The organism is Pseudomonas sp. W2Jun17, from assembly GCF_023127795.1.
In the GTDB taxonomy this organism is placed as follows: Bacteria; Pseudomonadota; Gammaproteobacteria; order Pseudomonadales; family Pseudomonadaceae; genus Aquipseudomonas; species Aquipseudomonas synxantha_A.
This window is the reverse complement of the sequence record NZ_SPKO01000011.1, coordinates 219,717-234,246: the sequence shown is the minus strand read 5'-3', so window position 1 is coordinate 234,246 and position 14,530 is coordinate 219,717. Positions and strand designations below refer to the sequence as shown.

The window sequence follows — 14,530 nt, the reverse complement described above, 5'->3', positions numbered from 1 at the left end:
GCGGTCATGCGCGTCCTGATTATTGAAGATGAAGAGAAAACCGCAGACTACCTGCACCGTGGCCTGACAGAGCAAGGCTACACCGTCGATGTGGCACGCGAAGGCGTCGAGGGCCTGCACCTGGCGCTGGAGAATGAGTACGCGGTGATCGTGCTCGACGTGATGCTCCCCGGCCTGGACGGCTTTGGCGTATTGCGGGCGTTGCGCGCCCGCAAGCAGACGCCGGTGATCATGCTCACCGCCCGCGAGCGCGTGGAGGACCGCATTCGCGGCCTGCGTGAGGGCGCCGATGATTACCTGGGCAAGCCGTTTTCGTTTCTTGAGCTGGTGGCGCGCCTGCAAGCCCTGACCCGCCGCAGCGGCGGCCATGAGCCGGTGCAGGTAACCGTCGCCGACCTGTGGATCGACTTGATCAGCCGCAAGGCCAGTCGCAACGGTGTACGCCTGGACCTGACCGCCAAGGAGTTCTCGCTGCTCAGCGTGTTGGCGCGTCGCCAGGGAGAAATCCTGTCCAAGACCGCGATTGCCGAGATGGTCTGGGACATCAATTTCGACAGCGATGCCAACGTGGTGGAAGTGGCGATCAAGCGCCTGCGCGCCAAGCTCGACGGGCCGTTCGAACACAAGCTGCTGCACACCATTCGTGGCATGGGCTATGTGCTGGAGAACCGCAGTGTCGGCTAACTCCATCGCCCTGCGCCTGAGCGGCATGTTTACCCTGGTGGCGCTGCTGATCTTCGTGTTGATCGGCGGCGCGCTGTACCAGCAGGTGGATCGCGGCCTGGGGTTGTTGCCGGGCGCCGAACTGGATGCGCGCTACAGCGTGCTGGAATCGTCGGTGAACCGCTTCGGCACGCCGGAGCATTGGGTCAAGATAAAGTCCAAGCTCAAGCTGCTGGGGGAAGAGGACAAGCGCATTCGATTCTGGGTGGTCAGCAGCGACCCGAGCTATGAATATGGCGAGCCGGACGCGCAAATCCGCGCCTTTGCACAGGGCCCGACGGGCAAGCGCGACCTGCGCCTGCCCGGCCACGCTTATCCGTTCAAGGTGCTGGTCAGCCAGTTTGCGGCCAAGGACCAGCGCCCGGCGTTGCGCTTTATGATCGCCATCGACACCGAAAACTTCCGCGCCACCCAGCATCATTTGCTGGTGGCGTTGATCAGCCTGGCAATGGTGGGTGTGGTCATGGCCGCGCTGCTGGGTTTCTGGGTTGCGCGCATCGGCTTGAAGCCACTGGAAAAGCTCTCCGACGAAGCGCGCAAACTCGCCCCGCCCAAACTCTCGGGGCGCTTGCAATTGTCACCGCTGCCGCCGGAGTTGAGCCTGTTCGTCAATTCGTTCAATGCCACTCTCGACCGCGTGGAACAAGCCTACTCGCGCCTGGAATCGTTCAACGCCGACGTGGCCCATGAACTGCGCTCGCCGCTGACCAACCTGATCGGCCAGACCCAAGTCGCACTGACACGCGGGCGTTCGGCCGAGCACTATTTCGAGGTGTTGCAATCGAACCTGGAAGAGCTGGAACGGCTGCGCTCGATCATCAACGACATGCTGTTCCTCGCCAGCGCCGACCAGGGCAGCAAAGCCACCAAGCTGATCGAATGCTCCCTGGCCGATGAAGTGGCCACCACCCTCGATTACCTGGACTTCATCCTCGAAGACGCTCAGGTGCGGGTGCGGGTGCACGGTGATGCCCGGGTGCATATCGAAAAGGCCCACCTGCGGCGTGCGCTGATCAACCTGCTGAGCAATGCCGTGCAACATACCGCGCCCGGACAGGTTATCAACGTGCACATCCAGGTGCAGGGGCAACAGGTAGCGATTGGCGTGACCAACCCGGGCGAGGCGATCGCCAGCGAACACTTGCCACGCCTGTTCGAACGTTTCTACCGGGTGGATGCATCACGCAGCAACAGCGGGGCCAATCACGGGCTGGGGCTGGCGATCGTCAAGGCGATTGCGTTGATGCATGGCGGGGATGTGTTTGTGCGCAGCGAAGGCGGTGGCAATACCTTTGGTATCACCCTTCCGGTCTAAACAACTCGGTCAAAAATGTGGGAGCTGGCTTGCCTGCGATAGCATCACCCCGGTGCGCCTGGCATACCGAGGTGTCTGCATCGCAGGCAAGCCAGCTCCCACAGAAGATCCTATCGCCCACACTGTTGCGATTTGGGCAATAGTTATTATCTTGTTACACTCTGTATCGCACCGCTCGCCTGCGTTACTTTGACGCATCGATGAGCGCGACGGCAAAGGCAGCTGACCCGCTTACCCGAATTTCCCTCGACTTATTTCCAGGGCTCTACACTGGGAATCTGTCTTAAAGCCGCTGACTTCAGCGGCTTTTTTTTGCCGTGAAAAAAGGCCGGGCACACCCCACGACACTGGCCGTTCATGATTGACCAAAGGAGCTCCACCGGTGAAGAACTCGCTGACGTTCACCCCGTTATTCCTCGCAATCGCAGCAACGATCATCCCCCTTGCCCACGCGGCGGACGCCCCGCCCGACGAAGGCTTCGTCGAGGGTTCACACCTCACGGTCAACACCCGCAACTACTACATGAACCGCGACCGTCGTGACATCCATATCGATGACAGCAAGGAATGGGGCCAGGGCTTTATCGGCACCTTCGAGTCCGGCTACACCCAGGGCACCGTCGGCTTTGGCCTGGACGTCAACGCCATGCTCGGCCTGAAGCTCGACGGCGGCGGCGGCACTGATGGCTCCAGCATCCTTCCCTACGGCAGCGGCAACGGCAAGGCACCGGGTTCGTTTTCCACCGCCGGCGGCACCTTGAAAATGCGTGCCTTCGATACCGAACTGAAAGCCGGCGACCTGTTCCTCAACAACCCGGTGATCGCCGGCGGCATGACGCGCATGTTGCCGCAGACGTTCCGGGGTGTAAGCCTGACCAACCACAGCTTTGACGGCTGGATGATCGAAGGCGGCCAGGCCAGCTTTACCAAGCTCTACAACCAGAGCGGCCATCGGCGCATCGGCACCAGCTACGGTGGATTGCCGGCCAATGCCGACAGCCAGCACCTGGACTGGGCCGGCGTGTCGTTCAGCGGCATTGCCGGGTTGACCAGCAACCTGTACGCCTCCGAACTCAAGGACGTATGGCACCAGTACTACTACGACCTCGAATATACCTACGCCCTCAATGATCTGGTCAGCCTGACCCCGGGCCTGCACTACTACCACACCCAGGACACCGGCCAATCGCTGCTGGGTGATATCGACAACAACACCTACAGCCTGCATTTCACTGTAGGCGTGGGCAACCACAGCGTCACGGCCACCTATCAGCGGGTCAACGGCAACACGCCGTTCGACTACATCACCCAGGGCGACAGCGTGTACCTGGACAACTCCCAGCAGTACTCGGACTTCAACGGCCCCAACGAGCGCTCCTGGAAGCTCAAGTACGCCTACGACTTCGCCGGCCTCGGCGTGCCGGGGCTGACGTCTGCCGTGTCCTACATCAGCGGCAAGACCGACCTGACCAAGGTCGACCCCAACAGTCGTGGCTACAGCAGTTGGTACAGCGCCGACGGCAAGGACGCCAAGCATTGGGAACGGGATATCGACGTGAAATATGTGGTGCAGGGTGGCAAGGCCAAGGACCTGGCCGTGCGCCTGCAATGGGCGACTAATCGAGGAAGCAATGGCTACTCGGCAGTGGATCGGGATGTGGATGAGTACCGTGTGATTGTGGATTACCCCATCAACATCTTCTGACAACGTTCCAAATGTGGGAGGGGGATTGCTCCCACATTTGGGTTCTGCGACCTATTCCAGAGTTGCTACTAAGCTATTGGCATCCTCAAAGCAGAAGTGCGTCCGATGAGCCCAAGCCTTACCCGCCCTGAGCGCCTGCTTATTCTGGGCAGCACGCTGACAGTGTTGCTGATCGTGGGAGTCGTCACGGCGCTGCTGATTCGTGAACACGCCAATACCTTGCAGACGGCCAAGCGCACCGCCAATACCATCACCCAATTGATCGACGCCGACGTGTTGCGCAATGTCGAACTCTACGATGTGGGCCTCAAGGGTTTGATCACCGCTACCGAACGTACTGACCTGCAGGATGTATCCGCGAGTATCCGTCAGTTGGTGCTGTTCGACCGCTCCGCCGCCGCGCCATACAAGGGCGATGTCCTGTTGCTGGATCCCACCGGCGAGGTGATTGCCGACTCGTCACTGCTCACGATCAAGCCCGGCAACTTCGCTGATCGGGACTATTTTCAGGTTCACCGCCAGAATCCGGACGTGGGGTTGTACATCAGCCGTCCGTTCATGGCCCGCTGTGTGTGCGATGACCAATGGCGCATCGCGTTCAGCCGCCGCGTTTCGTCACCGGACGGGCGCTTCCTGGGAGTCGCCGTCGCGTCCATGCGCCTGTCGTACTTCCACCAGCTGTTCACCAGCCTGAATATCGGCAGCAACAGCACGATCAACCTGCTCAACCACCAAGGCATCCTGCTGGCGCAAGAGCCTTTGCTGGAAGCGGATATCATCAATAAGGACCTGAGCCAACGCCCCAACGTCGCACGTATGCTGCGTGAACGGGACGGCAGTTTCCAAAGCATCTCCAGTGTCGACCATCAGGCACGCCTTTACAGTTTCTCCAATGTGGGCAATTTGCCATTGATCGTTGCGGTGGCCCTTTCCAGTGATGAAGTGTTCGCGCCCTGGCGGCGCGCAGCGTGGCTGGTCAGCCTTGCGACGGGGGTGTTATGCGTGGGTCTGTTGTGGCTGACCTGGGCGCTGTGCATGGAATTGCGCCGTCGCCATCGTGCTGAGCAAGTGCTGTCAGAACTGGCAGCCACCGACGCCCTCACCGGCCTGGCCAACCGTCGTACTCTGGACGAGCGTTTGCGTATGGAATGGGACCGTGCGCAGCGCTCAACCGAGCCGCTGACTGTGCTGATGATCGACGTGGACCACTTCAAGGCCTTCAACGACCGCCACGGCCATCAGGGTGGGGATGATGCGTTGCGGGCAGTCGCGCAGGTAATCAACAGCACTATCCGTCGCCCGGCCGACCTGGCCGCGCGTTATGGCGGTGAAGAGTTCGCCGCGGTGCTGCCCCATACCGACGCCAAGGGCGCCTGGGTGATCGCCGAGCGTATCCGCCAGAGCGTTCAGCATTTGCCGCAGGTGGCCGGGGATGATCAGCCGATCACGGTGAGCATCGGCATGAGTACCTGGCACAAGCACAGCCGTATCACCCTTGAGGACTTGCTGCTCAAGGCTGACCAAGCGTTGTATGAGGCCAAGCACAGTGGGCGTAACCGCATTGTGGATGCGGCAACCCATCCCATATAAAACGGCGCGCCATAAAAAAAGGCCACCCGCAGGCAGCCTTTAAAAACTAAAGAAAGAGAGTTGTTACTTACACCGCCGCAACGGGACGCATGTAAGAGATCGGTGCGGTGCTGGCATCTTCGAAGGTCACGACTTCCCAAGCGTCTGTCTGCTCAATCAACTTGCGCAGCAGCTGGTTGTTAAGGGCGTGGCCCGACTTGAAGCCTTTGAACTCGCCTATCAGGCTATTGCCCAGCAGGTAGAGGTCACCGATTGCATCGAGGATCTTGTGCTTCACGAATTCGTCTTCGTAGCGAAGGCCGTCTTCGTTCAGTACACCATCCGCGTCGACCACAATGGCGTTTTCAACGCTGCCGCCGAGTGCGAGGTTGTGCTTGCGCAGGTACTCGATGTCACTCATGAAACCAAAGGTACGGGCGCGGCTGACTTCTTTTACGAACGAAGTGCTGGAAAAATCCACGCTTGCACTTTGGGTGCGGTCACGGAATACCGGGTGATCGAAATCGATCTCAAAGCTCACTTTAAAGCCTTCGAACGGGACGAAGGTGGCGCGCTTGTCGCCGTCTTCTACTGTCACTTCCCGCAGAATGCGAATGAACTTCTTGGCTGCGTCCTGTTCTTCCAGGCCGGCAGATTGAATCAAGAATACGAAGGGTCCAGCGCTGCCATCCATGATCGGGACTTCGGACGCGGAGAGCTCGACGTAGGCGTTATCGATGCCCAGGCCAGCCATGGCCGAGAGCAAGTGCTCCACCGTGTCCACTTTGACGTCACCGTTGACCAGAGTGGTCGACATCGTGGTTTCGCCAACGTTTTCCGCGCGAGCAGGAATCTGCACCACAGGGTCCAGGTCGGCACGAACAAACACGATGCCGGTGTCGACAGGTGCGGGCTTGAGGGTCAGGTATACCTTCTCCCCGGAGTGCAGACCTACACCTGTGGCACGGATAATATTCTTCAGGGTGCGTTGTTTAATCATGGCTTGGACCGCTTCAGCGCAAATTGCGAACTGGTATCAACAAAGGCTGGCGATAATAACAGACCAGACCTTTGCTGAACACCAATCACCTTCATAGCCCTGATACATTCCATTAATCGGCCTGACGACGCAGGAATGCCGGGATGTCCAGGTAGTCCAGATCATCTTGCGGATTCAGGCTACGGGATGCAGCAGCACCGGCCTGGGCCTGGTTGCGCATCACGGTCGGACGGTCCAGATCACGGTAGTTCACCGACGGCAGTTCCTGGCGAGCAGGTGCTGCAGCGGCCGCTGCCTGATTAGCCTGGCTGACCTGGCTGTTGTGCAGGGTGTTGTCGATGACCTTTACAGGCTTCTCGATTTTCGCACCCAGGCCGGTCGCAACCACGGTTACATGCAGTTCATCACGCATGTCCGGATCGATAACGGTACCCACCTTGACCATGGCGTGCTCGGACGCGAAGGCTTCGATGATGCTACCCACGTCGGAGTACTCACCCAGGGACAGGTCGGGACCTGCGGTGATGTTCACCAGGATGCCGCGTGCACCTTGCAGGTTCACGTCTTCGAGCAACGGGTTGCGGATGGCCGCTTCGGTCGCTTCGCGTGCACGGTTAGGACCGCTGGCGCAGCCAGTGCCCATCATCGCCATGCCCATTTCGCTCATGACGGTACGAACGTCGGCAAAGTCGACGTTGATCATGCCCGGACGCTTGATGATGTCGGAGATACCGCGAACGGCACCGGCCAGTACATCGTCAGCCTTGGCGAACGCAGACAGCAGGCTTGCGTCCTTGCCCAGGATGGTCAGCAGTTTCTCGTTGGGGATGGTGATCAACGAGTCGACGCTTTCAGACAGCAGACGGATACCTTCGTCGGCGATCTGCATGCGCTTGCGGCCTTCGAACGGGAACGGACGCGTCACGACAGCGACGGTCAGAATCCCCATTTCCTTGGCCACTTCGGCAATGATCGGAGCAGCACCGGTACCGGTACCGCCGCCCATGCCGGTGGTGATGAACACCATGTTGGTGCCTTGCAGCACTTCGGCAATACGCTCGCGGTCTTCCAGAGCGGCTTGACGGCCGACTTCCGGATTGGCGCCAGCGCCGAGGCCCTTGGTCACCGCTGTGCCCAATTGCAGGATGGTCCGCGCGCCGATGCTTTTCAGCGCCTGGGCATCAGTGTTGGCGCAGATGAATTCAACGCCTTCAATGTTGCTCTTGACCATGTGGTTGACAGCGTTGCCGCCGCCACCGCCGACACCGATTACTTTGATAACCGGGCTAGCGGGGATGTTGTCTACGAGTTCAAACATGTTCCCTCTCCTTTCGTTTTCTCTAGTTTTTTCGCCTACTGCTTACTGCGGGTGCTGCGGTGTCGCGGTAAATCTTTAGAAATTGCCTTTGACCCAAGCCTGCAACCGCTCGAACAACGGCGCTTTGGCTTCGTCGTCACTGCGGTAGCTGTCGCGGATGCTCGGGCCCGACAACGAAATGCCATCGGTCTGCTTTTGCAGCCCGTACAACAGCAAGCCCACACCGGTGGAATAAATCGGGTTGCGCACGACGTCGCCCAGGCCTTTCACGCCATGGGGCACGCCCAGGCGCACAGGCATGTGGAAGATCTCTTCGGCCAGTTCGACCGCGCCTTCCATTTTCGAGGTGCCACCGGTCAGCACGATGCCGGCCGGGATCAAATCTTCGTAGCCGCTGCGACGCAGTTCGGCCTGGATCAGGGTGAACAGTTCGTCGTAGCGCGGCTCGACCACTTCGGCCAGAGCCTGGCGCGACAGTTCGCGCGGTGGACGGTCGCCCACGCTTGGCACCTTGATGGTCTCGCCGGCACCGGCCAGTTTGGCCAGGGCGCAGGCGTAGCGGATCTTGATTTCTTCGGCGTACTGGGTCGGTGTACGCAACGCCATGGCGATGTCGTTGGTGACCTGGTCGCCGGCAATCGGGATCACCGCGGTGTGACGGATCGCACCCTCGGTGAAGATCGCGATGTCGGTGGTGCCGCCGCCGATGTCCACCAGGCACACGCCCAGCTCTTTTTCGTCGTCGGTGAGTACCGAGTAGGCCGAAGCCAACTGCTCGAGAATGATGTCGTCGATTTCCAGGCCGCAACGGCGCACGCATTTTTCAATGTTCTGTGCGGCGTTGACGGCGCAGGTCACCACGTGGACCTTGGCTTCCAGACGTACGCCCGACATGCCCAGGGGCTCGCGCACGCCTTCCTGGTTATCGATCACGTAGTCCTGCGGCAGGGTGTGCAGCACGCGCTGGTCAGCCGGGATCGCCACGGCCTGGGCGGCGTCGAGGACGCGCTCAAGGTCGGCCGAGCTGACTTCACGGTCGCGGATCGCCACGATGCCATGGGAATTCAGGCTGCGGATATGGTTGCCGGCCACGCCGACGAACGCCGAGTGAATCCGGCAACCGGCCATCAGCTGCGCTTCTTCGATGGCGCGCTGGATCGATTGCACGGTGGACTCGATGTTCACCACCACGCCCTTCTTCAGGCCCCGGGACGGATGCGTGCCAATACCGACGATTTCGATCGCGCCGTCTTCCCCAACCTCGCCCACCAGCGCCACCACCTTGGAGGTGCCGATATCGAGACCGACGATCATTTTGCCGCTTTGCACGTTTGCCATGGGTCCTGCCTCTTCTTAATTCTTCGCGACAGCGGGTTGTGCTGCCGTGGGCGCGGCCGGTGCACGCCAGCCGACGGCCAGGCCGTTGGCGTAACGCAGGTCGACGCTCGCAATGTTCGTAATCTGTTCTTTCAAGGTTTTTTCATAGATGGCAATAAAGCGGCGCATCTTTTCCACCAAGCGGTCGCGTCCCAGCAACAACTCGATGCCCGGGCCGGAACTGCCTGCCCCGGTTGTCAAAAACCAGCTGCCCCGTTCACGCAGTTCCAGGCGTGCAATGGAGAAGCCCAGTGGCCGCAGCATCTGGCTCAAGGCCTGGTACTGCTGCATCACTTGCTGCTGCGCCCGCTGCGGCCCGAACAGCTGCGGCAGGTGCTCATAGTTGGCCAGCTCACGCGGGGTGAACGCCTGGCCCTGGTTGTTCAACAGCGCTTCATCACCCCAACGGGCCACGGGCAGTTGTTCTTCCAGGCGGATCGTGACCTGGTCGGGCCATACGCGGCGCACTTCGGCGTGTGCGATCCACGGCATCTGTTCCAGCTCCGAGCGCATACCGGCCAGGTCGATGGTAAAGAAGCTCGCGGCCAGGTACGGGCCGATGCGCTGCTGTACCGCCTGCTGGCTGATGTAGCTCAAGTCGCCCTGCACGCTGATCTTGGTGATCGGCCGGTCGGCATACGGCAGCAGGCGTTGCGCGCCTTCGTAGGTACCGAACCCCAGCACCACCAGCAATACCGGCCAGAACAGCGCCTTGATAAAACCAAAGTTGGCTTTGGGCAGGCGCGCCGACATCGGCTCTTTGGCCACCATGCGGCTGGCACCCCGTGGCACCGGCTTGCGGCTCGGTGCTTGTGGGGGCTGATGACGAAGCGATGCGCCTTTCATGTCTTAGCCTCGTGACTCGATACTTGCCGCCAGGATCGCCAGCACCAACTGCTGAAAATCCAGGCCGGCTGCGCGAGCGGCCATCGGCACCAGGCTGTGGTCGGTCATCCCCGGTGCGGTGTTGACTTCAAGGAACCAGAAATTCCCTTGGTCATCCTGCATCACGTCTGCCCGCGCCCAACCGGCGATACCCAACGCCTCACAGGCTTTCGCCGTGAGGTCCATCAATTGCTGTTCCTTGGTTGCTTCGAGGCCACATGGGATCCGGTACTGGGTATCGGAAGCCAGGTACTTGGCGTCGTAGTCATAAAAGGTGTGGGGCGTGCCCAAAGCGATGGGCGGCAATACCTGTCCACGCAGGGTGGCGATGGTGTACTCGGGACCGGAAATCCACTGTTCCACCAACACTTGCGAATCGTAGGTACTTGCCGCTTTCCATGCGTCGATCAATTCGGCGGCCGAGTTCACTTTAGCCATGCCGATACTGGAGCCTTCATGGGCTGGTTTGACGATCAAAGGCAGGCCCAGTTCCTTGGCCGCAGAAATACAATCGTCTTCGCTGCACAGCACGGCGTGACGCGGGGTCGGAATACCCAGGCTGTGCCACACCTGCTTGGTGCGCAATTTGTCCATCGCCAGCGCGGAAGCGAGGATACCGCTACCGGTGTAGGGGATGCCGGCACATTCGAGCAGGCCTTGCATGCTGCCGTCTTCACCGCCACGACCATGGAGGATGATGAAGGCGCGGTCGATCTTCTCGGCTTGCAGACGGGCGAGGAAGTCATCGCCGACGTCGATGCCAAAGGCGTTCACACCGGCACTTTGCAGCGCCTGGAGCACGGCATTGCCGGACTTGAGCGACACTTCGCGCTCAGCGCTCTTGCCGCCGAACAGCACAGCGACGCGACCGAAATCGGCAGGCGCGACAGTGGAAAACAGGGAGCCGTAGTCAGTGATCATTTCGACGCCCCCTTTGCCACGGCTGCAAACAGCGGGCTCGCCAGCAACTTGGGCGCAAGGCCACCGATATCACCGGCACCCTGGCACAGCAGGATGTCGCCGGCGCGCAGCAACGGCTTGACGATAGGGGCCAGGTCGACGCCACGCTCGATGTAGATCGGGTCCAGTTGGCCACGCTGGCGGATGCTGTTGCACAGCTTGCGGCTGTCAGCGCCCGGGATCGGTTCTTCACCGGCCGGGTAAACCTCCATCAGCAGCAGCACGTTGGCATCGGCCAGCACATTGACGAAATCGTCGTACAGGTCGCGGGTACGGCTGTAGCGGTGCGGCTGGTAAACCATCACCAGGCGGCGCTCCGGCCAGCCGCCGCGCACGGCCTTGATCACAGCGGCAACTTCGGTCGGGTGGTGACCGTAGTCGTCCACCAGCATCACGTCACCGCCTTCAACCGGCAACTGGCCGTAGACCTGGAAGCGACGGCCGACACCGGCAAAGCGCGACAGCCCTTCGACGATGGCTTCATCGCTGACGCCCTCATCGGTGGCGATGCAGATGGTCGCCAGGGAGTTCAGCACGTTGTGGTTGCCCGGCATGTTCACCGAGACATCCAGCGGTTCGCGGTCGGGACGCAGCACGGTGAAGAAGGTTTGCATGCCTTCCTGGCGTACATTGATTGCGCGCACATCGGCGTCTTCGCTGAAGCCGTAGGTCACGGTCGGACGCTTGACCTGCGGCAGGATTTCACGCACCACCGGATCGTCCAGGCACACCACCGCCAGACCGTAGAACGGCAGGTTGTGCAGGAAGTCGACGAAGGTTTTCTTCAGTTTATTGAAGTCACCGTCGTAGGTCGCCATGTGGTCTTCGTCGATGTTGGTGACGACGGCGACCAGCGGTTGCAGGTGCAGGAAGCTCGCATCGCTCTCATCGGCTTCGGCGATCAGATAGCGGCTGGTGCCGAGTTGGGCATTGGTGCCGGCTGCATTCAGGCGGCCACCGATGACGAACGTCGGGTCCAGGCCACCGGCGGCGAACACCGAAGCGATCAGGCTGGTGGTGGTGGTCTTGCCATGGGTACCGGCGACGGCGATGCCGTGGCGATAGCGCATCAGTTCGGCGAGCATCTCGGCACGCGGCACCACCGGGATACGGCGTTCAAGGGCGGTGGCCACTTCCGGGTTGGACGTGTTCACGGCACTGGACACCACCAGCACGTCGGCCTCGGCGGCGTTCTCGGCACGGTGGCCGATAAAGATCTGCGCACCGAAGGACTTCAGACGCTCGGTGACCGGCGACTCTTTCAAGTCCGAGCCGGACACCTGGTAGCCCAGGTTCAGCAGTACTTCGGCGATGCCGCACATGCCCACACCACCGATACCGACGAAGTGAATGCGACGGATGCGGCGCATCTCGGGTTGCGGCATGGCTTTCTGATTCTCAACCATGGGCCACCTCCAGGCAGATATCGACCACGGTGCGGGTTGCTTCAGGTTTGGCCAGGCGGCTTGCGGTGCTCGCCATGCTGTTGAGTCGTTCCGGTTGCATCAAAACCTCGGTCAGGCGTGCGGCCAAATCGGCGGCGCCAGTCGTTCTTTGCGGCAGCAGGAAGGCAGCGCCCTCCCCGGCCAAATATTCGGCGTTGCGGGTCTGGTGATCGTCGATCGCATGGGGCAAAGGCACCAGCAACGACGGCAGACCGGCAGCGGCCAGTTCACTGACGGTCAGCGCACCAGCGCGGCAGACCACCAGGTCGGCCCAGCCATAGGCTTGGGCCATGTCTTTGATGAAGGGCTGTACATTGGCCTCCACACCGGCCTCACGATAACGCGTGGCGGTGACTTCATCATGGTTCTTGCCGGCCTGGTGGAAGATCTCCGGGCGCAGAGTCTCAGGAAGTTGCGCAACGGCTTCAGGCAGCAATTTGTTCAGTGGCTCGGCGCCCAGGCTTCCGCCCAGGATCAGCAGGTGCGCCTTGCGCCCGGCCAGAGCGTCACGCGCAATGGCCATGAACAGTTCGGTACGCACTGGGTTACCGGTGGTACGAAGCTTGTCCGAGGCAGCGAAGGTTTTCGGGAAGGCTTCACACACCCGCGATGCCAACGGCACCAGCAGACGGTTGGCAGTCCCGGCGACGGCGTTCTGTTCGTGCACGATCACCGGTACGCCAGCGAGCTTCGCCGCAACGCCACCAGGGCCGGTCACATAACCACCGAAACCGAGCACGCACACCGGCTTCAGTTCGCGGATGATCCTGTGTGCCTGCATGACCGCCTTGAGCAACACGAACGGCGCCTTGAGCAGGGACAACTTGCTCTTGCCACGCAGGCCGGTGACGTTGATCAAATGCAGGGGCAAACCGGCATTGGGCACCAACTCGTTTTCAATGCCACGGGGCGTACCCAACCAGTGCACGGTATAGCCGCGGTTCTGGAATTCACGGGCGCAAGCCAGGGCCGGGAACACATGCCCCCCGGTGCCGCCGGCCATGATCAACACGTTAGCGCCCATGGGTCGGCTCCTCGGCGAAGTCGCTTTCGCTGAACTCCATCTCTTCGCTGCCCAAGTGGGTTCGACTCTCCCACTCGATACGCAGCAACAAGCCAAGACAGGCGCAGCAGATCACCAACGAACTGCCACCGTAGCTGAGGAACGGCAAGGTCAGGCCCTTGGTCGGCAACAGGCCGACGTTCACGCCGATGTTGATCAGGAATTGGCCAATCCACAGGAACGCCAGCCCGTAGGCAACGTAGGCGGCAAAGAACTGCTTGGCCTTCTCGGCCCACAGACCGATGTACATGGCGCGTACACAGACGAATACGAACAGGCCGACAGTGCACAGCGAACCCACGACACCCAGCTCTTCGGCCAGTACCGAGAACACGAAGTCGGTGTGGGCTTCGGGCAGGTAGAACTGCTTCTGCACGCTGTTGCCCAGGCCCACGCCCAGCCACTCGCCGCGACCGAAGGCAATCAGCGCCTGGGTCAACTGGTAGCCGGAACCGAACTGATCGGACCAGGGGTCGGTAAAGGTAATCAGACGCGCCATCCGGTAAGGTTGCGCCTGTACCAGAATGGTCACCGCCGCGACTGCCAGCACCACCATCAAGGTGAAGCGGAACAGGCCGACGCCGCCGAGGAACAGCATGGCCGCCGCAGCACCCATCATGACCACGGTGGCACCGAAGTCGGGCTCCATCAGCAACAGCCCGGCCATGGGCAGCAGCACGATGAAGGGTTTGAAGAAGCCCATCCAGCTTTCGCGCACTTCTTTCTGACGGCGTACCAGGTAACCGGCCAGGTAGATCACCACGAACACTTTGGCGATCTCCGAGGGCTGCACGTTGAACGCGCCGAAGCCGATCCAGCGCATCGAACCGTTCACCTCGCGGCCGATGCCGGGCACGATCACCATCACCAGCAAGCCGAACGCGCCGATCAGCATCAGCCAGCCCAGACGCTGCCAGGTGGCGATAGGAATCATCATGGTGACGATGCACGCGCCGAGACCGATCACCAGGTACACCAGGTGACGGATCATCATGTAAAGGGTATTGCCCGACTGCACGGCAGCCACTTCGGAGGATGCCGAAGTAATCATCACCAGGCCCAGGCCGAGCAGCGCGAGGCACCCGGCGAGCATCGGGAAATCGAGGTCGATGCCGCGCCCGGTAATGATCGGCGACGGGTACGGCTTGATGATGTTTTTCAGGTTGAGGC

12 protein-coding genes are annotated in these 14,530 nt (G+C 61.0%); 4 read left to right on the top strand and 8 right to left on the bottom strand.

Annotated elements, in window-relative coordinates; genetic code table 11:
* Window positions 1-6 precede the first annotated feature (6 nt).
* The 4 genes from E4O98_RS10055 to E4O98_RS10040 all read left to right on the top strand — a co-directional run bounded on the left by E4O98_RS10055 (window position 7) and on the right by E4O98_RS10040 (window position 5,333).
* Window positions 7-684, top strand: coding sequence for a heavy metal response regulator transcription factor (locus E4O98_RS10055; RefSeq protein ID WP_005784958.1), 678 nt, complete (start codon window positions 7-9; stop codon window positions 682-684).
* Window positions 674-2,038, top strand: coding sequence for a heavy metal sensor histidine kinase (locus E4O98_RS10050; RefSeq protein WP_148853472.1), 1,365 nt, complete (start codon window positions 674-676; stop codon window positions 2,036-2,038). The genes E4O98_RS10055 and E4O98_RS10050 overlap by 11 nt, the downstream gene beginning before the upstream one ends.
* Window positions 2,039-2,420: 382 nt before the next feature.
* On the top strand, window positions 2,421-3,743 hold the full coding sequence (locus E4O98_RS10045; protein ID WP_248134868.1) for an OprD family porin: 1,323 nt from the start codon (window positions 2,421-2,423) through the stop codon (window positions 3,741-3,743).
* A 105-nt stretch (window positions 3,744-3,848) separates the two neighbouring features.
* Entirely contained in the window at window positions 3,849-5,333 is a 1,485-nt protein-coding gene (locus E4O98_RS10040) for a diguanylate cyclase (protein ID WP_032877720.1), read from the top strand.
* A 67-nt stretch (window positions 5,334-5,400) separates the two neighbouring features.
* Here the strand turns inward: E4O98_RS10040 and lpxC are convergent, their stop codons facing one another.
* From lpxC to ftsW, 8 genes are all read right to left on the bottom strand, one after another.
* Window positions 5,401-6,312 (bottom strand): UDP-3-O-acyl-N-acetylglucosamine deacetylase, encoded by a 912-nt coding sequence (lpxC, locus tag E4O98_RS10035; protein ID WP_003171886.1) that lies wholly within the window; start codon window positions 6,310-6,312, stop codon window positions 5,401-5,403.
* 112 nt (window positions 6,313-6,424) lie between these two features.
* Window positions 6,425-7,630, bottom strand: coding sequence for a cell division protein FtsZ (gene ftsZ, locus E4O98_RS10030; protein ID WP_005784951.1), 1,206 nt, complete (start codon window positions 7,628-7,630; stop codon window positions 6,425-6,427).
* A gap of 75 nt (window positions 7,631-7,705) precedes the next feature.
* On the bottom strand, window positions 7,706-8,968 hold the full coding sequence (ftsA, locus tag E4O98_RS10025) for a cell division protein FtsA (protein WP_003188682.1): 1,263 nt from the start codon (window positions 8,966-8,968) through the stop codon (window positions 7,706-7,708).
* A gap of 15 nt (window positions 8,969-8,983) precedes the next feature.
* The gene (locus E4O98_RS10020; RefSeq protein ID WP_032803262.1) at window positions 8,984-9,853 is read right to left on the bottom strand and encodes a cell division protein FtsQ/DivIB; all 870 of its coding nucleotides are present in this window, start codon (window positions 9,851-9,853) and stop codon (window positions 8,984-8,986) included.
* Between the two features lie 3 nt (window positions 9,854-9,856).
* A complete protein-coding gene (locus E4O98_RS10015) occupies window positions 9,857-10,813 on the bottom strand; it encodes a D-alanine--D-alanine ligase (protein ID WP_032877721.1) in 957 nt (318 codons plus the stop codon).
* Entirely contained in the window at window positions 10,810-12,258 is a 1,449-nt protein-coding gene (gene murC, locus E4O98_RS10010) for a UDP-N-acetylmuramate--L-alanine ligase (protein ID WP_005784945.1), read from the bottom strand. The genes E4O98_RS10015 and murC overlap by 4 nt, the downstream gene beginning before the upstream one ends.
* A complete protein-coding gene (gene murG, locus E4O98_RS10005; RefSeq protein ID WP_248134866.1) occupies window positions 12,251-13,321 on the bottom strand; it encodes an undecaprenyldiphospho-muramoylpentapeptide beta-N-acetylglucosaminyltransferase in 1,071 nt (356 codons plus the stop codon). Before murG ends, murC begins: the two co-directional genes overlap by 8 nt.
* Window positions 13,311-14,522 (bottom strand): putative lipid II flippase FtsW, encoded by a 1,212-nt coding sequence (gene ftsW / locus E4O98_RS10000; RefSeq protein ID WP_164365925.1) that lies wholly within the window; start codon window positions 14,520-14,522, stop codon window positions 13,311-13,313. The genes murG and ftsW overlap by 11 nt, the downstream gene beginning before the upstream one ends.
* Window positions 14,523-14,530: the final 8 nt, after the last annotated feature.